The organism is Vibrio sp. YT-19(2023) (genome assembly GCF_033337395.1).
On sequence record NZ_JAWOQN010000010.1, the window covers coordinates 65,232 to 88,977 of the forward strand.

Consider the following 23,746-nt stretch of genomic DNA (forward strand, 5'->3'; position numbering starts at 1 on the left):
TTTCCATTAACTGTTGCTGCCTAACCAAATACAAAAGTGTTCTTTGTTATCAATAGTGTATTTTCCCTGGGAAATGGTAGTTAATGCAGAAAGCTTTCGGCTGCTTCTAATTTCAATACGCTCAGTGAGTTGTTCTGAGGAAACATTTGAACCATCTAATTCCTTATCATTTTTTGTAAGAGTGCTGGTGGCAGTAACATGCCCACCGAACGATTGAGCCAAAGCGCCTTTGGCCTTTGTTTCTGCAATGAGTTTGGCAGTGTATGGATCGCTAGATATGGGGGCGCAAGCCGATTGAGTGTAGCGGTATGAGGGGTGAGAGTGCTTATTTAACCAATCGGGTGCATTTGATAGAGCATTTGGTGAGAGTAGTAGTATGACAACACAAAAAGTAGCTTTAATTCCATTCATGGTCTGCCTCATTTTTTTGATACCGGCTTTATAACTACATCAGCTGAAATGGTCGTAATGTAACTTAGCTCGGCTGCGGGAATGTTTTTCAATACCACTGGGTTCTCAACGTTCCTATGCACGTATTTGCGAGTAGCATCATCTGCTTTGAACTGAATTCGATGTATATAGCCATTTTGAGTGTTGAGAGTATCGAATGAATCCACAGTGGCAGATAAAGGGATATCTGCTGAGTAGCTGCCAACGGAGATACGGATGCTAATCGACTGGGAAGTTAACTCATCATAAAGGGATTTTGTGTATGCGACTTTTTGATTGTTTCCAGAGTTTTTATGTTTAGAAAGTGAAAGTTGAAAACTGTTTCGAGCCGCAGGTTCCACAACATCAAAGTGCTTGCCAAAAAATGATTTGGTTGGCCCGTAAGGCGTATTCCATGTGACGGACACCATCATGTTATATGTGCCATCACCATTGTCTAGAAACTCTGGTGTTCCAACAATAATCTCCGTGTTGTATTTGAAATAGTCAAAGATTTGCTCATGCAATGTTTGCTTCGCTCTGTCGAACTCTTTGTTATTCTGTTTTGCAATCTGGAATAGTGTGCCTTGAGCAAAAATCTGACGTACAGAGGTACGGTTTTGATCGAGTTTAAGTAACAAGCCATCTCGTTTATCAATTAAGTCAGTGCGTTTTGGAGACTGGCTATCGCTTGGATTAATTATGCCGTTAAGTCTTGATATCTCATCTCGAAGGTATTGGTTCTGCTCTTCCAGCCGTAGTATTGTTGATAGTCTGTCAGGGTCAGTTTTCAATTTAGAAAGGCCGTCTTGAACGGACTGTTTAGATAGTCTTATCACTGCTTTGGTAGTGAGAGTGACCTTTCCTGATTGATCCAAACTTCTCTGTTCTGTGGTGCTTAATACTTCAAGAAAGCCTGCCGTGAGAACGCGAATTTGTTGCTTTGTTATCTTGTTATCATCAACGACTAAGCTTTGTTCTACGTAAGTTCCAGCATAATCAGAAGCTGATTTTTTGGCTTGTTCAATAGATAGATTTCTTGCATCAATTAGAGTGTCGTTGTCCCCGAGAACGTATTTTTCCGTAACCTCAAGCGTCAAGTGTGATGGAGTATCTCCTAATGTTTTTATCTGTGATGCAATAACACTACTAGAAAGTAGCGTCAGCACAGTTGCAATTAAGTAGATTGATTTGTTCATCAGATACCTCGAAGCCTTTTAGTTAGTATCGTTTACTATCTCACGTTCTGGAACATGGGCTTATGTGGCATTGCGCCCAAAAAGGGCAGTTACAGGTGAATTTTGTAATAGTGCATGTAAGCTCTAAACGTCTCAATACTTTTTGTGTTGAGATACGGACAAGCGCTGTTAACAGGGTATTCTAGGTGCCTGACATTAGAATGGAGTAGCAGCTCACATTGGCGCTTTATCGGCAATGGGGTGGATTTAACCAGCGAACTCTTTCGCTGGGCTCGGTCTAACGACCGAGCACTTAATATACCGAATCAACTTGAAGATGCTGGCTTAAGAACCTGAAAATTATCATTAGTTTTTATTTTTTTACCTTGAAGGCGAGATATATCGAGCTGATTAGAAAGTGTTGTTTTATTTTTTTTAGTCGGCATTCCTCTACTGAAAACGGAACTATGATAGAAGAAATCACTTACAGCATTATTTTCTAAGACATAACTAATGGAGGGGGAGTCTATAAAATCCCTATATAGTATAAACTTAGGGACGTTAACGCTGTATTTAGTTTTTCCACTATGTCTAACAATTGAATTCACTACTCTTTTGGGTAAAAAATGCGTGTTATATATTAGGCTTCGAACTTCAAAATTATCATAGCCTAATGAGTGTAATTTTTTACATTCAGTCTTTAGGAGCTTCTTAATTTCAAATTCATATAGATCTAGGTAACACCTTGTAGATTTATTTAATATTCCTAAAAATAACTTTTCTACTCGTCTTACTTTACATTGTTTGTACAATGGCAGTGCTACAGCGACCCCTAAAGAACTCTTATTTGATAGTGCGTTCACAGGGAAATTGTTGTCGATTCTTGGTTTTTTGTATCTATCTACGCTATTCATGAAATCTGTCGTTGGAGTGGTTATTTCTCTACACTTTTCCTGTTTGAATTTAGCTAAGCTATATAAATAAAGGCTATTAATCACTCTTTGCCTATCATTATCCATCCAGCCTAGATTAAGATAGAGGGTGTGGTGTTTGAAAGCAGCTTTGGCGTGTTCTCGGTTATGATACATAATGGACCCTTAAAAATTTAAAATGCTAAATATCACTCTGTTTAATGGATGTTCTAGTGTCAGTGAGCCTATTTGATTATCAGTTATATACCGGGGCCGAAGCCCCGAGACGTTAGTCAAATAACTCTTCCAGAGATTTTTTCTTCCGAGAGTATGGCATCGTCGATTTACAATCAGGATACCCAGTACAACCCCAAAAAGAGCTAGCTCGCTTTTTACCTGGAGCCTTGCCTTTACGTAGGCGCATTGGCTTGCCACAGTCAGGGCAATCAGGACAATCCTCAGCAGCAATACGCTTTTCTGGTTTCCCACGATTGTCAGGAAAAGTCTTTTTACATGTCTCGTTCTGACACACCCAAAAAAATCCATTTTTCCCTTTTAGTCGCTTCAACTTACCACCACAATTGAAACAATCATGAGTAGGACCTTCCGCATTTTTGAAAGCCTTAGCTAAGATGCCTTCTGGTTGAGTTAGGGTTGGAGCATTCTGCTTGAGTTGTTGGATCATTTGAACAATCCAACCTGAGATTTGCTGCATAAAGACGGACATGTTTCCGTTCCCTGTCGCTATCTTCTCCAGTTCCTGTTCCCAAGCCGCCGTCATGCCTGGGCTTTTGATCGCTGCTGGTACGACAGCAATAAGTGCGTGAGCTTTATCCGTGGCGATAAGGAGCTTTTTCTTTCTCTGCAAGTACCCTTTATCGACCGCACCCTGAATAATGCCTGCACGGGTAGCTGGGGTGCCGAGGCCAGCGGTGTCTTTTAGGACTTGCTTAAACTTTTCTTCTGTGACAAAGCGAGCAATGTTTTCCATCGCGCTTAGTAGTGTGGCTTCGGTGAAATGAGGTGATGGCCGAGTCATTTTGTCAGTGATTACCGAATCATTGATCAAGGCTGGTTCACCCTGGCTAACTTTCGGTAATTTCTCTTGCTCTTTTGGTCCATCAAGATCATCGCCTTCATCTTGAGGGGATGATTCTGCATCATTGTTGAATAGTACTTTCCAACCTTGACGTAAATGTGTTTTGCCGTTGGCCGTGAACGAATGATTGCCGCATTGAACATCAATTGTAGTTTTGTTGAATTCAAAAGGACTGTAGAACTGGGCGATGTAGAAACGACGAATTGCATCGTACAGATTGAACTCTTTTTCGCTCATGGCACTTATGTTGGTTTTGGCCGGAGTTGGAATGATGGCATGGTGAGCGGTGATTTTTTTGTCATTGAACGCTCTTGATGATCTCGATTGGTCTGCTCCAGCCACCAGCCCTGAAACACGCTGATCCGAAAGAATCAGAGCTTGAAGAATATCGGGGATATCCTCTTTCTGTGATTCTGGCAGGTATCTGCAATCTGTACGGGGGTAGGTGGTTGCTTTGTGCTTTTCGTACAAAGCTTGTGCTGCATCAAGTGTTTCTTGCGCACTGTACCCCCAACGTTTGGCCGCGTATTGCTGTAAACTAGTCAAATCAAATGGAAGAGGGGCTGATTCCTTGCCAGCTTTTGTTTCAGCCTTACTTATAAGTGCTTGCGCTCCTTTTACTTGAGCGGCTACTTGCTCTGCATAGGCTTTGTTTGTACATCGCCCTTGATCGTCAGAGCACTCTTCTGGCGGCACCCAGTGAGCAAGGAATTGACCGTTTTGAACAGATACACCGACGTCCATCGTCCAGAACGGTGATGGTTTGAAGTTGGCTATTTCACTGTCTCGCTGGCACACAAGGGCGACCGTGGGGGTGATTACTCGTCCTATATGGAGCGTTTGCCCGAAGCCAACCTCTCTTGCAAGTACTGTATAACAGCGAGACATGTTCATACCCACTACCCAGTCAGCTCGCTGGCGAGATAGGGATGCGTAATAAAGGGGTATCGTCTCCTTGCCATCTTTGATGTTTCGAAGTGCTTTTCTGATACTGCTTTCATCAAGAGCAGTTAAACAAACTCGTTTTACGGGGCCTTGGTATCGGAATCTATCGAGTAGGGAACGAGCGATCGCTTCGCCTTCTCTGTCATAGTCAGTCGAGATATAAACTGTGCTGGCTTTTTTCACCAGCTGCTCGATCACTTTATATTGCTTGGAAGAGCTACGCCTCACCTTGCTACGCCATGATTCAGGAGAAATAGGCAGTGTTTCAAGGGACCATGCTTTATATTTCTCGTCATAGTCATCGGGCATATAGAGTTCTAATAGATGACCAAGAGCCCAGGTTATTGCCCGGCCACTTCCATCATGAATAAAACCGTCGCCGTGCTGAGTTACTCCCATCACAGCTGCGAGGTCTTTTGCTTGGGATGGCTTCTCACAAATGTACAGATCCATTTAAGCGCACTCCTTTGGTTTGAGCGCGATGTCTTGAATACCGTTTTGCTGCGTAGAAAGGTTGGTCAGCTGTTTCCAGTTTTCGGAGGCATCGGCTATTAAGGGGGATTTCTCTGTGCCAGCAATAAAAGCTAGGTTGGCAGAGATAACGACTGCTGCTTCTTCCGGAGTGCCACTTTGTCCGGCCTCAACCAGCATGATGTTCAGCTCATCAAAGAGCTCAGCTTTAGCTTGAAGAACGAGAAGCTCTTCTTCCGTCAACTGAGTATGTGATGAGCTGGTGGTTACTTTATGGCTTTGCATGGGTTTACCACTGTAAATGGGCGAGTAGAACTGCGAACGATCTTGCGCTGTTCATTCGTCATTTTTTGTGATGTGCAAAATTGCGTCCAAGCGGTGAGATAATCTTGGTAAGTGTGTTGTGGCGGATTGCACTGACCAACCAGATCGCTTGGGATACTGCCTGTTTCGCCTTTTTCTTTCTCGATGAACTGCCAATCGCGTTCATCCATGCCATTACCGCTATCACAGAAACGCTCCCAGCGTGATAGTTCGTATAAGGAGTACCCTTTGCCTTTCACACCAGAAGAAAGTTTTTTGTATGCGGAAATGGCATCTTCCATGTTGGAACCATTTTTATCCTTCTGCTGTTTTATCAATGCGCTTTCATTATTCGCGCCGAGACTACTTGTTGGACCTAATACATGGATGTAATCGGGTTTGCGAAATGCTGCTCCACCCAGTCCTAAATCTTCATAAGAAACATTGAGACCACGATCTACACGATCTTGCTTCTTATGTGCTTCGATATCAGCACTGCCACGATTTTCAGCAATATTCAAAAGGAAGTAATAGGCATCGACATCATCATCAGACGCAAGCAGTTTGTCAGCCTTCGCTTCGTAGATAGGAAGGTTCTCTTGAATCCATTGATCTGTCGGCTGCTGAGGAATGCCGTAGCGTTGGTGCAATTCTGCGTTTGTTGGTGGGATATCTTTGGTTGAGGAACACCCAGCCAAAATAGCTAACCCTACAAGTACTACTAATTGCTTTTTAATCATCTGCTTACCCATTGAATTGTTGCTCCAACCATTGTTCATCAATGGTGTCGATTGTCCGGCCATCACTGTTGCTTAAAAGCTTACGAGTAATGACTGTTGTCCAGTTATTAACAAGAGACATGTCAGACTGAGCCTGATGCAAAGCCTCTTTGTCTCCCTGCATGTTGTTAGCGGTTACTGCCTGTGCTTGGCGCTTTAAAGCATCAAGTGCCAAATAGGCAGCATCGGGCAATGTTCTTTCCATACAACTCTCCTGATACCAAATAATGATGCTGTGTATTTTATCTGGTCACTCAATCATCTCTGACGCCTCAAACTGCCCAAAATGGACAGGAGGGGAGATATGAGAAGACAAAAGGGTCTGCGAGCATATACGCACGGAAAAAGCGCAGGTAAATAAGAACCAGATGATAAGTAGTGCCTTTAAAAAATTATTTGGTGGGCGCGGTGAGAAAAAAGTAGAGGTAGTAGCTTCCCAGGTTAGGGATTTAGCTGACGAAGAGATACCTCGATACCCGCCGTTTGCCAAAGGGCTACCAATGGCCCCAGTCGATAAAGTGTTGCAGACACAGAACGAACTTATTCAAAAAATCAGGAGCACTTTAGGTTTTACTCAAGAAGAGTACGACCGTTTAGTCATGCCTGTAATTGGCCGTTACGCGGCGTTTGTTCATTTATTACCAGCATCCGAAGCTCATCATCATCGGGGAGCTGGTGGATTGTTTCGTCATGGGCTGGAGGTTGCCTTTTGGGCGACACAGGCATCTGAGTCAGTTATTTTCTCAATTTCAGGCTCCCCTCGTGAACGAAGAAACAATGAGCCGCGATGGCGTTTGGCATGTTGTTTCTCAGGGTTATTGCATGACGTTGGTAAGCCATTGTCTGATGTTGTGATCACAAACAGCGATGGTAGTAAAACGTGGAACCCATATTCAGAAACTCTGGTTGACTGGGCTAAGCGCCATAATGTGAGTCGTTATTTTCTTCGTTGGAGAGATAGAGAACACAAACGGCACGAGCAATTTTCGCTGCTGACCGTCGAACGAATTTTGACTCCAGAGGCTTTGGAGTTTCTAGCTGATCCCGGTAAAGACATTGTTGAATCCATGCTACAGGCAATATCAGGTCTTAGAATCAATGACCCGGTAACAAAGTTAATGCTTAAAGCTGATGGTGAAAGTGTTTCTCGTGACCTCAAACAGAATCGCCTAGATGTCGATGAGTTTGCTTACGGTGTTCCTGTTGAGCGTTATGTATTTGATGCTTTACGTCGATTGGTTAAAACGGGCAAATGGAAAGTCAATGAGCCTGGCGCGAAGGTGTGGCATTTACATCAGGGTGTGTTCATTACATGGAAGCAGGGAGCCAGTGATATTTATGACTTGTTAACGGAAGATAAAATTCCTGGCATTCCTCGTGATCCAGATACCTTGGCTGATATTTTAATTGAGCGTGGTTTTGCTCTGAAAAACGTATTACCAGAGCATGGCAAAGATGTTTTCTATCGTTATTGGGAAGTTATCCCTGAATTACCTCAAGAAGGGGAAGAAGTCACAGGGAAAATCAAAATGCAGATGCTGCGTCTTGAATCGTCGGAGTTGGTTTTTACCACTGAACCGCCTGCGGCCATCGCGGGTGAAGTTATTGGCGATGAGGACGAACAGGAACTTGATGCCAGTGAGCTTGATGACGATGCACCGGAAGATGGAGATGAGAACTCTGATTCGCTCACCGCTACACCAGAGCCTATTGGTTCTCTTGATGATGGATTCGAAATTCCAGATTTTATGGCAGCACCGCCCTCAACGGACTCTCAATCATCGGAACCGAAAGGTGGCACTTCCACCGATACCAAAACAAGCAAGAATGACGATAAAGCTGATGCCCCAAAAGAACCATCAGCACAAGAAATCGCTCAAACCGCAGCACCATTAGCATTAGACGATCCATTGAAAGGGCTGAAAGATGCTGGTGGGGCATTAGGAGTTTGCGATTTTCCATTCGATGCATTTGGGCTCAATACCGAGCCTGATACAACACAAAAAGACAAAGCTGAAACGCCAAATGTTCCAACAGAACAAAGCGAAGAAGACACATCTTTACCCGGCATAGACAACATTCGCTCGGGCAAGAAGCGTCAGCCTAAAGCATCCGCAAACACGGCAGCATCCTTGTCACCGAATGAGTTTTTTGGCCCTGAACCGAGCGCAATATTTGATGCCCCACCAATGCCGCCAGAGGATATGTTTGCACCAATAGATGCTGTCCCTTTGGATGCCTATGACTACTCCCATGAGATGGAAGAGCGTGAAGAGTTTGTTCCAACAGAACATTTCCAAGATGCAGAGACATATTCTTTCAGCCAGCAGGATAAATCGAGTGATGTTGATGTGCGTGGTCATTTGGAGAATGTTCTAAGTGGATACGGCGCGGCAGAAAGTATTTTAAAAGAAGCCATTATTCCTGTGCTGGATGGACACAAAACATTAGGTGAAGTGCTTTGCTTTATGAAGAAAAAAGCAGTGATCCTTTATCCAGAAGGTGCCCGAGCGCTTGGGGCTCCAGCCGAAGTCTTGAACACGTTATTTGACGCTGGCGCTATCGTGCCTGACCCAGTTCATCCAAACCGGAAGGTTCATGATTTTAGTGGCATTAAAGGGTTGTTACTTTCTTCTGATATCTCAGATGTTATCAAAGCTGCGATAGAACAAGCTGAGAAAGACTTTGACCCAATTCGTGAAGTTAGTGCGCTAAATGATAAACGCCAATCTGGCAAGAAAGCTGAAAAGGCACACTCAGAAAAGAAAGTTAAGAGCCAGAAAACCAACCAATCTACGCCGAAAAAGCCTAAACCTGCAATGGATATTTCAGCATTACTGCCCGGAGAGCAAACAGGTGGCCGCTCATCTGAGAATAAAAGAATCGCACAACAAACGGCACAAGGTAAGAAGGGCACAGCAGCTAAAACTCAAACCGAACAGCACAAAAATGAGAGTGAAAACAGTGCTTCTAATGAGGAAAAGCAAAATGTGTCACGTTTACCTAAGCGCCAAAAACCAAAGACAACGGTAAATAAACCACCAAAAGAAACGCGGCCAGTGAGTCTGGATTTCGATTCTGATTTAGAACTGCCAATGACAAAAGTGGTCGGGCAAATAGATCTAGAAGACGAGGAACCTAAAAAGCCTCAGAAGGCGAAAGAAATTAGTGATGAGGACTTTTTACCTCCTCAGTCTGACATTGATGCAGAGGAGGCCATTAGGCTTCTGAAAGAAATGATAAAAAACCAAAAAGGACGATGGTTAGTCGGTCCGGTCATTAAGGAGGATGGGTGTTTGGTAACAAGCGATAAGGCTCTGGAGAAAGTAACTGGTGAGTGTACGAATCTTAGCAAATCTATGCTGAGAGCATTACTCGCTAGTGGGCAACGACGCCCAAGAATGACTATTCGCCAGGGGAATTTAAGGTTAGAGGTGGAGTAAAGATAGATGAGCATGGATTATGACCCACTTGGGTATGAAATGCCGTGGAGGCCAAATTTTGAAGGTCGTGCAGCGCTAGGGTGGGCAGCTGCCAGCGGTGTGGCCTTGACGGTTAATCAAATGGCAGAGTCAATGCCTCCGGAACCGTTTTATTGGATGACTGGTATTTGTGGTGTTATGGCAATGTCCCGAATCCCAAAAGCCATGATGTTACATCGTCTCCAGAAGCATCTATTTGGTCGTGAACTGGAATTTATCTCTTTAAAAGAGCTAGAAAAAATGATGGCTGGCTCAGAAGATGATATGTGGCTTGGTCATGGTTTTGTATGGGAAAAGCGTCATGCTCAGCGTGTATTTGAAATCATCAAACGTGACTGGCACACCTTTACTGCTCAAGAGCCTTTAATCAAGAAGACGGTTCGCGTCCTTAAAGGCAAAAAGAAAGAAGATCCAATGGGGCAAACATGGATTCACGGTGTTGAACCAAAAGAAGAGAAGTTGATGCAACCGTTGAAGCATACAGAAGGCCACACGCTTATTGTAGGTACAACAGGTTCAGGCAAGACTCGTATGTTCGACATTATGATCACGCAAGCTGTCTTGCGCAATGAAGCAGTGATCATTATCGACCCTAAGGGTGATAAAGAAATGAGGGACAATGCAAGGAGAGCTTGCGAAGCTATGGGCCATCCAGAGCGATTTGTTTCCTTTCACCCTGCGTTCCCAGATGAATCCGTGCGATTGGACCCTCTACGTAACTTTAGCCGTGTGACGGAGATTGCGAGCCGTTTGGCCGCGTTGATACCTTCGGAGGCAGGTGCAGATCCATTCAAATCATTTGGTTGGCAAGCACTGAACAATATCGCTCAAGGTCTTGTACTGACTTATGAACGTCCTAGCATTGTTCTGTTGAAACGATTTTTGGAAGGTGGTGCCGCAGGTCTGGTTATCAAAGCCGTACAGGCTTATTCAGCACGAGTTATGGAAGACTGGGAATCAAAAGCAGCACCATATTTGGAAAAAGTGAAAAATGGCAATAGAGAAAAGCAAGCTTTTGCCATGATGAAGTTCTACCAAGATGTTATTCAACCAGAGTTTCCTCACTCAGATTTGGAAGGCTTATTGTCGATGTTCCAACATGACTCGGCACACTTCGGGAAAATGGTTGCTTCACTGCTTCCTATCATGAACATGCTTACCTCGGGTGATTTAGGAAAGATGCTGTCTCCCGATTCAAGCGATGTCGATGATACCAGGCCAATAAGTGACTCAGCCAAAATAATAAACAATGGCATGGTTGCATACATTGGTCTGGATAGTTTGACCGACAGTATGGTTGGTTCTGCAATCGGCTCTCTTTTCTTATCTGACTTAACAGCTGTTGCTGGTGATAGATACAACTTTGGTGTCAACAATAAGCCCGTCAATATCTTTGTGGACGAAGCCGCAGAGGTGATCAATGACCCATTCATTCAGCTTCTCAACAAAGGTCGTGGCGCGAAACTTCGACTATTTGTTGCAACACAAACATTCGCTGACTTTGCCGCTCGGATGGGGAGTAAAGATAAAGCACTTCAGGTTCTGGGAAACATTAACAACACATTCTCATTGCGTGTAATTGATCCTGAAACACAAAAGTTCATTACAGACAACTTACCGAAAACACGTTTGAACTACGTCATGAGAACGCAGGGCCAAAATACGGACGGTGAGCAGCCGATTATGCATGGGGGCAACCAAGGGGAACGGCTTATGGAAGAAGAAGCTGAATTGTTCTCTACGCAACTCCTGGGGATGCTGCCCAACCTTGAGTACATAGCCAAAATCTCTGGGGGGAAGATAGTCAAGGGACGGCTACCTATCTTGACATCTTAATGGCGAAATATGAGTGCGAATAAGTATAAAAATTATGAGGTTACTAGAGTGGTTGATGTGAATCCGCACAAGAAAGTACTAAGCGTGATCCGAAAGCGTGATCGAAAAAATGCACACACACTGGCACTGCTGTTTTTTGATTGGCCTGCAACCAATGATGTGATTGAGCAACTATGTTGTCTCATCACTGATGGGATCAAATCGGATAAGGAGCCAGTGATTTATCCGATTTTGGAAGAGGCATTAGATAAATATAGCGGTGTAGTGTTCCATGCGAACAAACGTAAGTACGAGGACCCGGTAAGACTAGGGGTTTTCTTGGAAACCATCATCACTGAAACAGCTAAAGCGCTAGAAATTGAGATTGAAGATTCACTAGGTAACAAGTGGTCTGTGGAGAAAGGTGAGCCTTTTTCTCACTGGCTTGCAGACCATAAAGGTGAATTATTCATTGTTCCACATCAACATCAGAATGAATGCAAACTTCGCAAGGCTTTGTATCAGTTAGTCGCTAGCGAAAGTGTAAAAACAGTATTAAGGAGAACCAATTATGAAGAAGCCGTTGTGGCTGGTCGCTTGGTTGCTAGTCATTGAAGTCTTGGTGATTCTTTTGCTAGTACCTGGTGATTGGACAGATAAAACAATTCAGCGTGAATCAGAGCTGGTGGAGCAGAACTTAGGCTATGAAGCTAGACAGTGGATTAGTGATACAGCTGGGGACTGGTACAAAACTAGTGTGCTTGATTCTGGCTTTTATGCTGCTATGTATCACACGTTAATTCCAACAGAAGAGGAACGTAGAAAGTCGAAAGGAATGGAGAATATGGGCCAAGCATGGTTCGTTTGGGTGGAGGGGCGAATTGAAGCCTTTACCAATGTAATTTACCAGTTCTACACGCGGTTAGCACTTTTGTCCTCCTGGGCACCGTATCTGCTCATCTTGTTCATCCCGGCGGTTTATGACGGTTTGATGAGTTGGAAGATCAAACGAACCAACTTTGACTATGCGAGCCCTGTTGTCCACCGATATAGCATTCGAGGAACGTTCTTCCTAAGCATGGGGCTGTTTATTACCTTTTTTGCTCCCATAGCTCTAAATCCAATTGTAATCCCCGCTGTGATGATGCTCTGTTGTGTGTTGTTGGGACTTGCATTCGGCAATTTACAAAAACGAGTTTAACCAAAGGATATTCAATATGAAAAAGACTGCTCTAACAATCATTGCCGCATTCATGCTTGCAGGTCCAGCAGTGGCGAAGACAGATAAACCCTATACGGAGGAAGTGGAAACTTTCTTTGAGACCTTCGAACTGATGTGTGAAAGTTGCGCCGAAGTTTCGGAGTTTATGGTTCAGACACTAGAAGAGAAGTGCGATCAACCGATAACCATAGAAAATATTCAGAATGTAACGAAAACACATCCTCTCTATGCATTTCTTCTGGCTATGGGGAACATGAACCCAGATGGAAAACCTCTTAGCTTTCAGTCTGCCGCTGACAACGTGGACTGTAACGATGGAATGAAGTGGGTAGAAAAGACCCAAAGCGCGATGAAAGCAGCATATCAAGAGCAGAAGAAGCAAGCGCAAAACGGATAAGTCACATTACATTGCAAAGGCGGCCATTTGTTGGCCGCTTTTTTGTGTCACTCACTTTCACATGTGAAAGTCTTAATGCTTCCCAAATGGACAAATACAGCGCTGTGAAATGAGCACGAGATCAGGTGAGAATAAAGAAAAATTAAATAGCAATCAGTTGGAGGTTATATGTCTTCTCATACACATACAGCAAATAGCTCTGAACGCTCTGGAGCATCATGGGGCGTAGGGCAAATTATCCTTTGGCAGTTAATCTTTGCCGTAGGTTTCTTTTTTGGTATTCAGTATGGCGATCTTGTTCGCTTGTTTTAACCTTTCACATTACCCGCTCTAAAAACGGCTTTATGCCGTTTCTCTCTTTATAAGACCACTTTTCGCCCAAGTTGCCCAAAAAGGGCGTTAGCCCGTGGCGTGTTTGTTGAAAAAATCTTCCAGAATTGGCGACATTGGAAATTGGAAGAGATATGGAATGAAGCCCGTCAAAATCCCACGTCGTATAGACGAACCGCCGCACATGCTGCTCTGGAGTGCAGATGAGCTGGCTCCTATGCTTCTTGGCCTTGTCATCGGAGTGATGATGGGCAAAGCCTTGATTTTTTTCTTAATCGGCTTGGCCGTGACCAATTTATATCGTCGATTTCGTGATAACCACCCTGATGGCTACATGCTTCACATGCTGTATTGGGGGGGATTCATCGCAACAAAAGCAAAATCTTTGAAAAACCCATTTATCCGGAGGTATTTCCCTTGAATTTAAAGGTGTATTTAAAAACCTGGGAGGGCACTCAGGCTGAAAATAAATGGGGGCGAGTCTTCGTCCTCGGTCTGATCTTCACCGTCTTGCTGCTAGCTGTGAAGTTGTTTAGCAAAGAGACCATTGTGACCGTTCAGCCTTGGACTTTGAATGAAGAAGCTTGGGTATCACAAAAAAATGCCTCTCAATCATACAAAGAGGCGTGGGGATGGGCTCTTGGAACGCTGATGGGTAACGTAACTCCCGGCAACGTTAACTTCATCAAAGAACGTATGGAGCCAATTCTAGCACCGACTATTTATCAAGAGTTTATTGATGCACTTGAAATCCAAGCGCAAGAGATTCAAGCAGACCGAATCACTATGCGATTCGAACCTCGTTTCGTCGAATACGAAGAAACGACTGACAAGGTTTTTGTGTATGGGCACTCCTTTGTTAAGGGGGCTGCTTTTGACGCAAAAGAGCAACGTACAGACAGAACATACGAGTTTGAGCTCCGCGTTTCGAACTATATGCCTGTCCTTGATTATATGACCACGTATGAAGGTCGCCCTCGAACGAAGAGTGTTTTAGACAAATTAGAACGTAAAGAAGAGAGCCGGAGAAAGCGTAATGAAGGTTAATTCGATTGTTTTGGCGCTTTCAATTGCGCTTGGTGTTTCAAGTGCAGTGAATGCATCAGATGATGAAATACCAGTTGTTCCTGTCAGTGTTATGAAGAACAACGTTCCAGCCCCCGTAATCCCTGATTCAGTAGCAAAACAAAGAGCTACAACTACTCAGGCCAATAGCTCGAATTTGGCTGGTGGTTACACTGAAAACTCACAACTGGTTATGGAGCCTGGGGTTAATCAGATCATCCCTATTGCTATCGGTCATCCCAACCGAATCGTTACTCCATTTGGTAAGCCGGAAGTGACGTCAACATCCTTACAGCCGGGGCAAAATAAAGGTGAATGTGGGGAAATATGCATCAAAGAGAATGTTATCTATGTGGCTACGGCAAAAGAATACCCAGTAACCATGTTCATTACAGAAAAGGGCTCAGAAGCTCGTGCGCTGAGTTTAACAATGGTTCCTCAAAGAATCCCACCTCGTGAAGTGTTTTTGAAGCTCGACAATAACAGCTTAATACCTGGCATGTTTGCAAACAACAAAGCTAAAAGCTGGGAGCAAAGTCAGCCATATATCGAAACACTTCGAACAGTATTCAGAAAACTGGCTCTTGGTGAAATCCCTAATGGCTACTCCATGAATCGAACTCCAAGCAATGTTCAATTACCTCAGTGTGCGCAGCCTGGTATTTCAGTCAATTTTGCAAATGGACAAATGATGATGGGGCATCATTTGACTGTATTTGTAGGTATTGCTCGAAACGTCACAAGTGAACCTATTGAGTTCAAAGAGCAATCTTGCGGAAACTGGAGTGTTGCTGGTGTGACTTCATGGCCGCATAAGGTTCTTGAGCCAGGTCAGAAAACCGAAGTGTACGTGGCAGTAAAACAGCGCGAGAAAACCGAATCGGCTACTCGTCGTCCTTCACTGTTGAGCGGAGGAATGTAAACGATGATTAATATGAATTGGTGGAACGAGCTCGATCCAAACAAAAAGCGTTGGGTTGCTGTTGCAGGTGGTGTTTTCGTTCTGTTTGTGGCTGTGAGTCTTTTTTCTGATGAAGGTACAAGTGACTCCAGCAATAAAAGTCGTAAAGAAACCATCCGTCACGTATTAACTGACAAGGGCACTCGTGAAGCGGGTATGGATGCATTGGTTGGCAATCTTAAAACAACGAAAGCTGAACAAGAACAACTGCGACGTGAACTGGACAAAGTAAAACGTGAACTGGAGAACACTAAGTCGAAGGCTGGTGCATCAGTTGATATAGGTAAGGAACTCGAACAGCTGAAACGCGATGTTAAGGAGCTTTCTCAAGAAAATAGAAACTTAGCGCGAGATTTAGAAAAAGCTCAGAAAGACGCTGAAAAACGTTCAGGGAAGCCTACAGCTGGTGGCGCTGAAACTGGTTTGACAGAGGAACAGGGCGCTCAACAAGCTGGTGGATACACCTCTACCGAAAAGCTTGATTACAAGGACCCTAATGAGTTCTTTAAGAAAGCTCCACTACCAGCTAACTCTCACAGCAAACCAACGGGTAAGGAATCGGATAGATCAGGTAAACCTACCGCTCAACCGGGCATTCGAATTGTTAACTACACAGAATACAACGAAGCAGAAGAGAAAGCGGCGGAAGAGCAGGAGGACCAAGACAACTCTATCTACTTACCTGCGGGTTCAATTCTTACTGGTGTAACGATCACTGGTATGGATGCTCCTACCGCAAAGGGAGCAAGAAAAGACCCTTTCCCAGCAACAATTCGACTCCAGAAGGAAGCTATTTTACCTAACCGATTCAGAGCCGATGTTCGTGAGTGTTTCTTGATTGTATCCGGTTACGGCGATCTGAGCTCAGAAAGGGCATATCTACGAGGCGAGGTTATTTCCTGTGTTCGTGAAGACGGCGGCGTAATTGAGTCTCGCTTGGACGGATATGCAGTGGGTGAAGATGGTAAAGCTGGTGTACGTGGCCGCTTAGTATCTAAACAAGGTGCAATGATAGCCAAATCTTTGACGGCTGGTTTCTTGAGTGGCTTTGCTCAAGCGCTTGATACAAACCCAGTTCCAGTTATCAACACTAATCCAACAGACACACCTGTATATCAACACGTGTTCAATGAAAACACTATGCAGAGTGGTATATCAAAAGGCGCATCAAGTGCGATGGAGAAGGTTGCTCAGTTTTATCTTGATATGGCTGAGGGAATGTTCCCTGTAATAGAGGTCGATGCAGGTCGTCAAATTGACGTAATTATCACCAAGGGGCAGCAACTAAAACTTAAATCGCAGGGGACAAAATAATGACGAAAAAAACACAAAAGCTGACCAGAAAGGGCAGTTTCACAGGGGGCTTTCCAATGGTTAAGCCCATAAAATCTACAGTGTCGATGATTTTGGGCAGCGCTTTATTGCTATCAGGCTGTACCTCAATCGGCAGTGATGAGTATAGCTGTTCAGGTATTCCTGATGGTGTTCAGTGTATGTCAGCGCGAGATGTCTATGCGGCGACAAACGATGGCAATATCCCACGCTCAGTAAAGCCTGGAGAAGAGCCTGTTTCTGTTCCAGGAGAGATAGCCAACTCATCATCGACGGGAGATTCAGTGATAGACAATTACGTCACACCGCGCCTCCCGAATCGTCCGGTGCCTATTCGTACTCCAGCACAGGTCATGCGCATATGGGTAGCCCCTTGGGAGGATACCAATGGTGACTTGATTGTGACTGGGTACGTTTACACCGAAATAGAACCGCGCAAGTGGGTAATTGGGGAAGGGACTCAACAAGATGTACCTATGCTCAAACCCTTGCAAACGATAAAACCCAAAGCTAATTCAGAAACTAAATAGGAGAACTTAGCAAAATGAACGTCACATCCACATCAAACAATAAAGTCAACCTTTTGTTCTGGGTGGCGTTGGCTCTGGTGATCAGTTTTATGTTTGCCAATCAAGCCCACGCTGGTACAGGCGGTACAGAATTTGATGATATCTGGACCACCATTACTGACTGGACTCAAGGTACGCTTGGCCGAATCATCGCAGGTGCAATGATCTTGGTAGGCATCGTTGGTGGCATCGCTCGTCAAAGCTTGATGGCATTTGCGATGGGTATCGGCGGCGGTGTCGGCTTGTACAACAGCCCTACCGTTGTTGAATCTATCATGACAGCAACTCTTGAAACTGCTGACAAAGTTGCCCCAGTTGCAATTCAACTAAGCAACGGATTAGGTATGTGATTTCATACGTAACAGTACTTTGTAAGTACTTGATATAACGGGCAGTTGAATATCTCAACTGCCTTTTTTAAGATTGAAAATCAGGAAAAAAATCATGGAAATCACAAATAAGGCTAACAATAAAGCCAATCTTCTTTTCTACGTCGGTTTAGTAATGATCGTTGGACTTATGTTTGCGAACCAAGCTCACGCTGGTACTGGTGGTACAGAGTTCGATGACATTTGGACCACCATCACCGACTGGACTCAAGGTACACTGGGTCGCATCATTGCTGGTTCAATGATTTTGGTAGGTATCGTTGGTGGTATCGCTCGTCAAAGTATCATGGCATTCGCAATGGGTATCGGCGGTGGTGTTGGTCTATACAACAGCCCTACGGTTGTAGAAGCGATTATGACAGCTACATTAGAGTCAGCTGAAAAAATTGCTCCAGCAGCTATTCAGTTCAGTAACGGCTTAGGGCTATAAGGTCTCAATACTCACTTTAACCCCTCCTTTTATACTTGGCATTTTTGGTTTCAGTCGTCAGAAAATGCCAAGTGATTTCCCTCCCAGAAAAACGCTTTAAAAACGCTCAAATTGGGCAGTTACACAGTCTGTGTATAGCCGATTACTCCAGTAACCTCCTGTATTGGGTTCTTGTAACCCTATTCAATAGCTATTGGAGAAAACATTATGAATAAGTTCAAGCTAAGGCTACCAGTCTTGCTTGGTGCGATGGCCGCAATTGCTGCACCATTAGCTCAAGCGGAATTGTTAGAATACAGCTTTAATACACCTGATGGTGCAGAACGCACATTATCTCCAAGCACCGTTTACGCCAACCCAACAGGGAACATAAAGTTCGCGTTGAGTGCAGGGATCGACCGTAAGGTTAAAATCTCTATCGTAAGGCCAGACGGTTCAGTGGTGAATTCGGCTACGAGTCACCTGCTTGGAGGCGCAGACCGTATTACAGTTAATGGAAAGTCCTATTATGGTGCGGAGTTAGAACTAGCCGCTCCGGGGGAGGGCGAGTACTCATTTAAGGCAGAAATTCTTACGTCTGTTGGAGATTCTGTTCAAACAGATACATACCCAATTATTGTAGATATCACACCTCCTGTTATTTCTGGGGAGATTCAGTGGGTCAGAAGTGGTTTTAGTATGGGTAGTATTGATGTCTTTAACCACGGTTATGCGGGTAAAGAGTTGAGATTGGAAGGGATTGATGATGATAGCGGTATATCGTCAGCAAAATTCTTTACCATCGACTCTTCTGGGCAAAAACGAGAAACGAACGCATCCTTGGATACAGTTCAGGGAGTGGCATCTTTACCTGTCGGCAGTGCAGTCAGTAGCTCGATGGCTCCTGAAAATCAAGCAGAGTATACTCTTGGTTTTTCAATCAGTGACGAAGCAGGAAACCAGACAGAAATCAGTAGAGTTTCAACGATTGATAAGGTTGTTCCCCAGGTCTGGACGGAAGTATTCGATAGTTCCGAAGGCATTTGGAAACCCTACACATCGGGTATGAATGTTTATGAAAACCCTGTTCAAATTCGTTACAAACGAAGAAAGCAGGAACATACTGCATTTAATGGAACAAAATATGGATGGGGAGATACAACCTATGATTCGGAAGATAATGAATTTATTTACCGAAATGTAAGTTTAAACTACCCTCAAAAATACTCATATTTCCATTTCTTCACCCAAGCTGGTGGTTACTCAACACATCGTTACGCAGATTTTAATTTTAATCTAGCTGGTGGGGCTTCTCTTGGTCCTAAACCAATAAAGCTTGAATATCATCTAAGTGATGGTGGGTGGGTCTCAAGTGAAAGACCACGCTACTCTCACCCTTACGTGGTGGATAAGGTCCGTATACATTCAGAAGCAAGGCCATATAACCAGAAAGCTTGGCTTAGTGGTTTTGGAGCTTGTGTGATCCCTGCAAATGAAACGTTTTGTGAGGCTGAGGTCAATGTAAGTAGGACATCAGGGCGAGGATACAGCCCAATTCAGTATTATGTAGCAAAAGAAGATGGATCATTTTCAGTGCATGGTGGGTATCTGTACACATTTTGGGATATGAATCCACCAACAATAGATAATGTCTCTGTTGATAAAACATTAGGCCAAATGACAGTACGGGTTATTGATAATGATAGAGTCAATAACTGGCAGATAAGTCATTGGGACACTAATGTGTTTAAAGCATATGCTGATAATGGTGAAGAACGGATCGAGCTGCCGCGTTCATCGTACACTTCACCTGACTATAAAACTAAAATTGCGACGTTTGATTTTGCTAGTCTGACCGATGGTAACTATTCCCTGTCTGCCGAAGCGATAGATACCTATGGGAACAGTGCTACGCAAAGTTATGGTGAGCAAATCTTAGTCGATAACACGCCACCAACGTTATCTGTCAATGTTACTGATGATGTCCAGTCTTTGGATGACGTTGTTATCAATCTTTCTGATAACTTAGACAGTACACCGAAGGTAACGTCGATTGCTTTAGTCGGCGGTCCGGCGGATGAATCTGTTCAATTGTCATGGCGTGAAGAGTCAAATGGTCGATTCCGTTTGGAATACCCTGTGATGTTCCCTTCGCTGGCAGAAGGTGAGAGTTATACTCTTACCGTAAAGGCTGTAGATAACCAGAGTAACGAAGCGACAAAAGCCGTAGTGTTTAACTATAAACCTCGTGAAATTACGCTTTCAGGCGGATTTAACGGCAATATGGCTATTCCGGCAGTTCCGTATGAGTTTACCTATGCAGACGGTAAGAACATCATCGAAACTGAACCTCTAACGTTAAGTGATGGTTCGGTCGTAACTGGCTCATACGACGTAATGGTGACATTGCGAAGTGATGCTCAAATTCCTTTGGTGGTAAACGGTATTCGAGTTGAACCAGGCCAAACTGCTGACATTATGAAAAATCATAGCTTTGCTTCTACTGGAGGACGATTAAGTATTCCAGTTCGAGCTGTTGATGGTGCAGATGCTGGCACAGCAAGCCTTTTGGTTATGACTACAGCGCCTAACTCACCAGTTTTGGTAGCCAATATCAAAACATGGAAAGCGAGTGAAAGCTTAACGGCCAATACCTGGGAAGTTCGACAAGTCATCGACAACTTCAATGTCCAAGTCTCTGCCGACTCAGGTGTACCATGTCGCTATTCGACGAACCTGCAAGAAGCTCAATCATCAGATCCTATCAAAGACCCTGTATGTTTTGTTGAGTGGGAGCAGATTCCAGATGAAGCCGAAGTGGTAAACAGTAATCGAGTTGCTGGTATATCTGGTCAAGCATTGCAGATCGGTGAACAGGATGTCACTTATGGTGTATATCTGTTTAACGGCGAAGATAAGGTAAAAATCGGCGGCGGTAACAGAAAGCTAAATGTGGTCTCTGCTTTGGGTTCAGTAACTTACTTACCAGAGTCAGATATTGCTCAAGTAGACCGTGTTATCCAGAACTTAAATGTTCAGTTACGACAAACCTCAGGTCCAAGCTGTATCCTGACGATGGATGCTGAAAAAGCCAAGCAAGATGAGAGTGGACGTGTATCCGAAGCGGCGCACAGAAGCTGCTTATTTGAGTGGAAAGAAGTTCCAGAAGGGCTGCTACAAGATACTCGATACGACACACCAACACTAATTGGTTCATTGGCAGAAAAAGCAACGGTTCCTTTAAGTTGGCGCGTTAGCATTTTCTCTCGTAGTGGAGCTCGTGTAGCGTTAGCGGATGAGACCTTTAACATCGAGGTTGTTGACCCAGCGGTTCCTCAAGTTGATCTGATGACCGATTATCACTTCAAGGACAACATCTACATCGTTCCTATGACTGGTGATTATTTCGGTGATGTCCAAGTGAATGCGAAGCCATCAGACTTGAGGGTTTCTATATCTAGGAACAATGAAACACTTGAGTCAGAAGTGCATTCATCCGGTATGGGTACAGCGATGAAGGTGAATCGTCGTATTCGAACAGATGACCGCAAACTGTGGGAAGAAGTAACTTACCAAGTTGACTCTTCATATGAAAAAGTACCTGAAATTAAGAGCACTAAAGAATATCGACTGATTGCAATGCCAAGCAAAGGTATTCGTCCAATGCTGTCAATGGATGGTAATACTGTTCTCGATATCCAAACGCTGAACGTAAAAGTCGATATACGCGATTTGTACCGTGGGAACGACGAATATGATGAAGCAACTATGGGGCAGTGGAAGGTTCGTCTGTCTCGTCAGATCTCTCCAGGAGAGATTGAACCAATGTCAGAATGGGTGGATGCAGAAAACGGTTCAGCTGAAATAGCAGTTGAAATGTCGAAAGTAGACTCTAGCTACATTCGATTTACCGCAGAAGCGAAGCTTGTTAGCCCAGTTGAAGGATATGAACGTATCGAGGCATCTCCAAGCCCAATTTTTGCTACGGTTCTTCGTGGTAACAAAATTGATGGTGAGGTTACAACTCGTCGTTTATCAGGTGCAGCTCCTTTCAATGCCGCTTTTAAGTTAGGTATTGTCGATCGGCTTGATTATCGTTCAGTTGGAGATGTCTTCTGGGAAGTGAGTAATGACGATGGTCAGACATGGAATGAACATGCTACAGAAGAGCGTAGAAAGTACAGTTTCGTAGAGAGTTTCGGTGTTGGTAAATATCTAGTTCGAGCTAAAGTTGTAAACGTAAACTCGGGCTTAGAAAAGTACACTGAAAATGTAGAAATTGTTTCGTATGAAGCGCTTGAAGTTGATGTTCCTGGTCCTGATACGCTCTTGGTGGGTAGTTCTTCTGAATACTCAGCGACCATTATGGATGGCGAGAACGCATTTGATGCAAGTAAAGCTGTGATTGAGTGGTCAGAAGATGGTGGTAAGACTTACACTACTGCGGCTCCACGTATCACGCTAACCAGAGAAGAACCACAACGAGTTAAGCTAATTGCTCGTGTACGTTCGACGATGGCTCCAGAAGATGATGCGTATGCGTATAGCCAGGCCAAGAAAACCGTAGAGTTTAAAGCTGTTAAAGCTCCGCGTATTCGTATTGATGGACCTCGTTTAGTAGAGAAAGACTTTACTTACAAACTAACCGCAGATACTCGACTGCCTTATCGAGATTTGGATGCCGAAGTTAAGGGTTTCTTCACGCTTCCTGATGGAACCATTATTGAAGGCAACACTGCTGAGTACGTTCCAAATCAAGCAGACTTGGATCAAGCTCGTGTTGAAATCAAATACACAGCATGGATCGACGGTTACAAGGAGTCTTCTACATCGGAAACGGTATACAAAGCTCGCGTATGGCAATATGTCTGGCCTGAGTTTGCACTCAGCTACAGAGCAAATGCAGATGTAGCACCAGCTATTGTTAGCGCTTCTGTTCGTCCTGTTGGATTCCGAGGCAAGCTTGAAGAGCCTACCTACGAATGGATCTTACCGGAAGGTGCAAAGCTTAAAGATCAACGAGACACGTCTCGCTCTTTTGAAATCACAGAGCCGGGCGAGCACCTTGTGAAGGTCATTGTGCGCGATGCTCGTGGTAACGAAGCAGAAGCTCAGTTAGCGATAACGGTAGGTCAAGCTGAAAACTATAAGGTAGAACTAGAATACTCAGGTTCAAATAAGCTAGATCGTGAACCTCTGGATGTTTTGGTTCGTCCATATATTGAAGGTGGACACCCAAGAGACCGAATTAATGTGATGCAGTACACCGTTAATGGGAAGTCTCTTGAAGACACTGGTCGTTATGGAAGAATGACGCTTGACGCGGGAGAACACACAATTAACTTCCGTATTAAGTCTGAAATGGGCAAAGAAGTGGAGAAAGAGTTGAAGATAAAAGTTATCGAAAACCAAGCTCCGGTTTGTTCTATCGACCACAGAGAAAGTACATTCGCATGGCTTGTGTATGCCTCATGTGATGATGTCGATGGTCGTGTAAAAGGATTTGAATGGACGCTTAATGGTGAACCTGTTGCCTCTTCATCACGAAGATTGACGATCAGCAAACGCAGCTATGATGCAATGCCAGAAGTTACTTTGACTGGTATAGATGATGCTGGTGGTCGCAGTGATCCTGTGACCCTTCAATAAAAGTATGACTA

General features: G+C 44.1%; 21 protein-coding genes. 14 read left to right on the plus strand and 7 right to left on the minus strand.

Going from position 1 to position 23,746, the window contains the following annotated elements:
* Window positions 1-6 precede the first annotated feature (6 nt).
* The 7 genes from R7E78_RS09590 to R7E78_RS09620 all read right to left on the minus strand — a co-directional run bounded on the left by R7E78_RS09590 (window position 7) and on the right by R7E78_RS09620 (window position 6,320).
* The gene (locus R7E78_RS09590) at window positions 7-411 is read right to left on the minus strand and encodes a hypothetical protein (RefSeq protein ID WP_017085193.1); all 405 of its coding nucleotides are present in this window, start codon (window positions 409-411) and stop codon (window positions 7-9) included.
* An 8-nt stretch (window positions 412-419) separates the two neighbouring features.
* Window positions 420-1,628 carry a hypothetical protein gene (locus tag R7E78_RS09595; protein ID WP_140326759.1) on the minus strand — a complete coding sequence of 403 codons (1,209 nt, stop codon included), beginning with the start codon at window positions 1,626-1,628 and terminating at the stop codon, window positions 420-422.
* 305 nt (window positions 1,629-1,933) lie between these two features.
* Complete coding sequence (locus R7E78_RS09600; RefSeq protein WP_181382985.1) at window positions 1,934-2,695, minus strand: hypothetical protein; 762 nt, start codon at window positions 2,693-2,695, stop codon at window positions 1,934-1,936.
* A 112-nt stretch (window positions 2,696-2,807) separates the two neighbouring features.
* On the minus strand, window positions 2,808-5,015 hold the full coding sequence (locus R7E78_RS09605; protein WP_181382986.1) for a DNA topoisomerase 3: 2,208 nt from the start codon (window positions 5,013-5,015) through the stop codon (window positions 2,808-2,810).
* Entirely contained in the window at window positions 5,016-5,318 is a 303-nt protein-coding gene (locus R7E78_RS09610; RefSeq protein ID WP_014386701.1) for a hypothetical protein, read from the minus strand. It abuts the gene before it with no gap.
* A complete protein-coding gene (locus R7E78_RS09615) occupies window positions 5,300-6,076 on the minus strand; it encodes a hypothetical protein (RefSeq protein WP_128740496.1) in 777 nt (258 codons plus the stop codon). The genes R7E78_RS09610 and R7E78_RS09615 overlap by 19 nt, the downstream gene beginning before the upstream one ends.
* Window positions 6,077-6,080: 4 nt before the next feature.
* Window positions 6,081-6,320, minus strand: coding sequence for a hypothetical protein (locus R7E78_RS09620; protein WP_014386703.1), 240 nt, complete (start codon window positions 6,318-6,320; stop codon window positions 6,081-6,083).
* A gap of 163 nt (window positions 6,321-6,483) precedes the next feature.
* On the opposite strand from R7E78_RS09620, the gene mobH reads away from it, so the two are divergent.
* From mobH to R7E78_RS09690, 14 genes are all read left to right on the plus strand, one after another.
* Entirely contained in the window at window positions 6,484-9,558 is a 3,075-nt protein-coding gene (gene mobH, locus R7E78_RS09625; protein ID WP_014386704.1) for a MobH family relaxase, read from the plus strand.
* 6 nt (window positions 9,559-9,564) lie between these two features.
* Window positions 9,565-11,433 carry a conjugative transfer system coupling protein TraD gene (traD, locus tag R7E78_RS09630; RefSeq protein ID WP_014386705.1) on the plus strand — a complete coding sequence of 623 codons (1,869 nt, stop codon included), beginning with the start codon at window positions 9,565-9,567 and terminating at the stop codon, window positions 11,431-11,433.
* 48 nt (window positions 11,434-11,481) lie between these two features.
* A complete protein-coding gene (locus R7E78_RS09635; protein WP_318057872.1) occupies window positions 11,482-12,027 on the plus strand; it encodes a hypothetical protein in 546 nt (181 codons plus the stop codon).
* Window positions 11,984-12,613 carry a DUF4400 domain-containing protein gene (locus tag R7E78_RS09640; RefSeq protein ID WP_014386707.1) on the plus strand — a complete coding sequence of 210 codons (630 nt, stop codon included), beginning with the start codon at window positions 11,984-11,986 and terminating at the stop codon, window positions 12,611-12,613. Before R7E78_RS09635 ends, R7E78_RS09640 begins: the two co-directional genes overlap by 44 nt.
* A 16-nt stretch (window positions 12,614-12,629) precedes the next feature.
* Window positions 12,630-13,031 (plus strand): hypothetical protein, encoded by a 402-nt coding sequence (locus R7E78_RS09645; RefSeq protein ID WP_014386708.1) that lies wholly within the window; start codon window positions 12,630-12,632, stop codon window positions 13,029-13,031.
* A gap of 168 nt (window positions 13,032-13,199) precedes the next feature.
* Window positions 13,200-13,343 (plus strand): hypothetical protein, encoded by a 144-nt coding sequence (locus R7E78_RS09650; protein ID WP_153274586.1) that lies wholly within the window; start codon window positions 13,200-13,202, stop codon window positions 13,341-13,343.
* A gap of 157 nt (window positions 13,344-13,500) precedes the next feature.
* Complete coding sequence (gene traL, locus R7E78_RS09655) at window positions 13,501-13,782, plus strand: type IV conjugative transfer system protein TraL (protein ID WP_014386709.1); 282 nt, start codon at window positions 13,501-13,503, stop codon at window positions 13,780-13,782.
* Window positions 13,779-14,408, plus strand: a complete 630-nt coding sequence (locus tag R7E78_RS09660) for a TraE/TraK family type IV conjugative transfer system protein (protein WP_014386710.1) — start codon at window positions 13,779-13,781, stop codon at window positions 14,406-14,408. The genes traL and R7E78_RS09660 overlap by 4 nt, the downstream gene beginning before the upstream one ends.
* Window positions 14,398-15,348: a type-F conjugative transfer system secretin TraK gene (locus tag R7E78_RS09665; RefSeq protein ID WP_014386711.1), complete on the plus strand. Its 951-nt coding sequence runs from the start codon at window positions 14,398-14,400 to the stop codon at window positions 15,346-15,348. Before R7E78_RS09660 ends, R7E78_RS09665 begins: the two co-directional genes overlap by 11 nt.
* Before the next feature lie 3 nt (window positions 15,349-15,351).
* Window positions 15,352-16,701: a TraB/VirB10 family protein gene (locus tag R7E78_RS09670; protein ID WP_014386712.1), complete on the plus strand. Its 1,350-nt coding sequence runs from the start codon at window positions 15,352-15,354 to the stop codon at window positions 16,699-16,701.
* Window positions 16,701-17,249: a type IV conjugative transfer system lipoprotein TraV gene (traV, locus tag R7E78_RS09675; protein ID WP_014386713.1), complete on the plus strand. Its 549-nt coding sequence runs from the start codon at window positions 16,701-16,703 to the stop codon at window positions 17,247-17,249. Before R7E78_RS09670 ends, traV begins: the two co-directional genes overlap by 1 nt.
* 14 nt (window positions 17,250-17,263) lie before the next feature.
* Window positions 17,264-17,638: a TrbC/VirB2 family protein gene (gene traA, locus R7E78_RS09680; protein WP_014386714.1), complete on the plus strand. Its 375-nt coding sequence runs from the start codon at window positions 17,264-17,266 to the stop codon at window positions 17,636-17,638.
* A gap of 94 nt (window positions 17,639-17,732) precedes the next feature.
* Window positions 17,733-18,107: a TraA family conjugative transfer protein gene (gene traA, locus R7E78_RS09685; RefSeq protein ID WP_109320306.1), complete on the plus strand. Its 375-nt coding sequence runs from the start codon at window positions 17,733-17,735 to the stop codon at window positions 18,105-18,107.
* A gap of 207 nt (window positions 18,108-18,314) precedes the next feature.
* A complete protein-coding gene (locus R7E78_RS09690) occupies window positions 18,315-23,735 on the plus strand; it encodes an Ig-like domain-containing protein (RefSeq protein ID WP_101905925.1) in 5,421 nt (1,806 codons plus the stop codon).
* Window positions 23,736-23,746 lie beyond the last annotated feature (11 nt).

Coding starts and splice junctions, on each gene's coding strand:
- R7E78_RS09590 (WP_017085193.1), bottom strand. CDS start 411: ATGAATGGAATTAAAGCTACTTTTTGTGTTGTCATACTACTACTCTCA.
- R7E78_RS09595 (WP_140326759.1), bottom strand. CDS start 1,628: ATGAACAAATCAATCTACTTAATTGCAACTGTGCTGACGCTACTTTCT.
- R7E78_RS09600 (WP_181382985.1), bottom strand. CDS start 2,695: ATGTATCATAACCGAGAACACGCCAAAGCTGCTTTCAAACACCACACC.
- R7E78_RS09605 (WP_181382986.1), bottom strand. CDS start 5,015: ATGGATCTGTACATTTGTGAGAAGCCATCCCAAGCAAAAGACCTCGCA.
- R7E78_RS09610 (WP_014386701.1), bottom strand. CDS start 5,318: ATGCAAAGCCATAAAGTAACCACCAGCTCATCACATACTCAGTTGACG.
- R7E78_RS09615 (WP_128740496.1), bottom strand. CDS start 6,076: ATGATTAAAAAGCAATTAGTAGTACTTGTAGGGTTAGCTATTTTGGCT.
- R7E78_RS09620 (WP_014386703.1), bottom strand. CDS start 6,320: ATGGAAAGAACATTGCCCGATGCTGCCTATTTGGCACTTGATGCTTTA.
- mobH (WP_014386704.1), top strand. CDS start 6,484: ATGATAAGTAGTGCCTTTAAAAAATTATTTGGTGGGCGCGGTGAGAAA.
- traD (WP_014386705.1), top strand. CDS start 9,565: ATGAGCATGGATTATGACCCACTTGGGTATGAAATGCCGTGGAGGCCA.
- R7E78_RS09640 (WP_014386707.1), top strand. CDS start 11,984: ATGAAGAAGCCGTTGTGGCTGGTCGCTTGGTTGCTAGTCATTGAAGTC.
- R7E78_RS09645 (WP_014386708.1), top strand. CDS start 12,630: ATGAAAAAGACTGCTCTAACAATCATTGCCGCATTCATGCTTGCAGGT.
- R7E78_RS09650 (WP_153274586.1), top strand. CDS start 13,200: ATGTCTTCTCATACACATACAGCAAATAGCTCTGAACGCTCTGGAGCA.
- traL (WP_014386709.1), top strand. CDS start 13,501: ATGAAGCCCGTCAAAATCCCACGTCGTATAGACGAACCGCCGCACATG.
- R7E78_RS09665 (WP_014386711.1), top strand. CDS start 14,398: ATGAAGGTTAATTCGATTGTTTTGGCGCTTTCAATTGCGCTTGGTGTT.
- R7E78_RS09670 (WP_014386712.1), top strand. CDS start 15,352: ATGATTAATATGAATTGGTGGAACGAGCTCGATCCAAACAAAAAGCGT.
- traV (WP_014386713.1), top strand. CDS start 16,701: ATGACGAAAAAAACACAAAAGCTGACCAGAAAGGGCAGTTTCACAGGG.
- traA (WP_014386714.1), top strand. CDS start 17,264: ATGAACGTCACATCCACATCAAACAATAAAGTCAACCTTTTGTTCTGG.
- traA (WP_109320306.1), top strand. CDS start 17,733: ATGGAAATCACAAATAAGGCTAACAATAAAGCCAATCTTCTTTTCTAC.
- R7E78_RS09690 (WP_101905925.1), top strand. CDS start 18,315: ATGAATAAGTTCAAGCTAAGGCTACCAGTCTTGCTTGGTGCGATGGCC.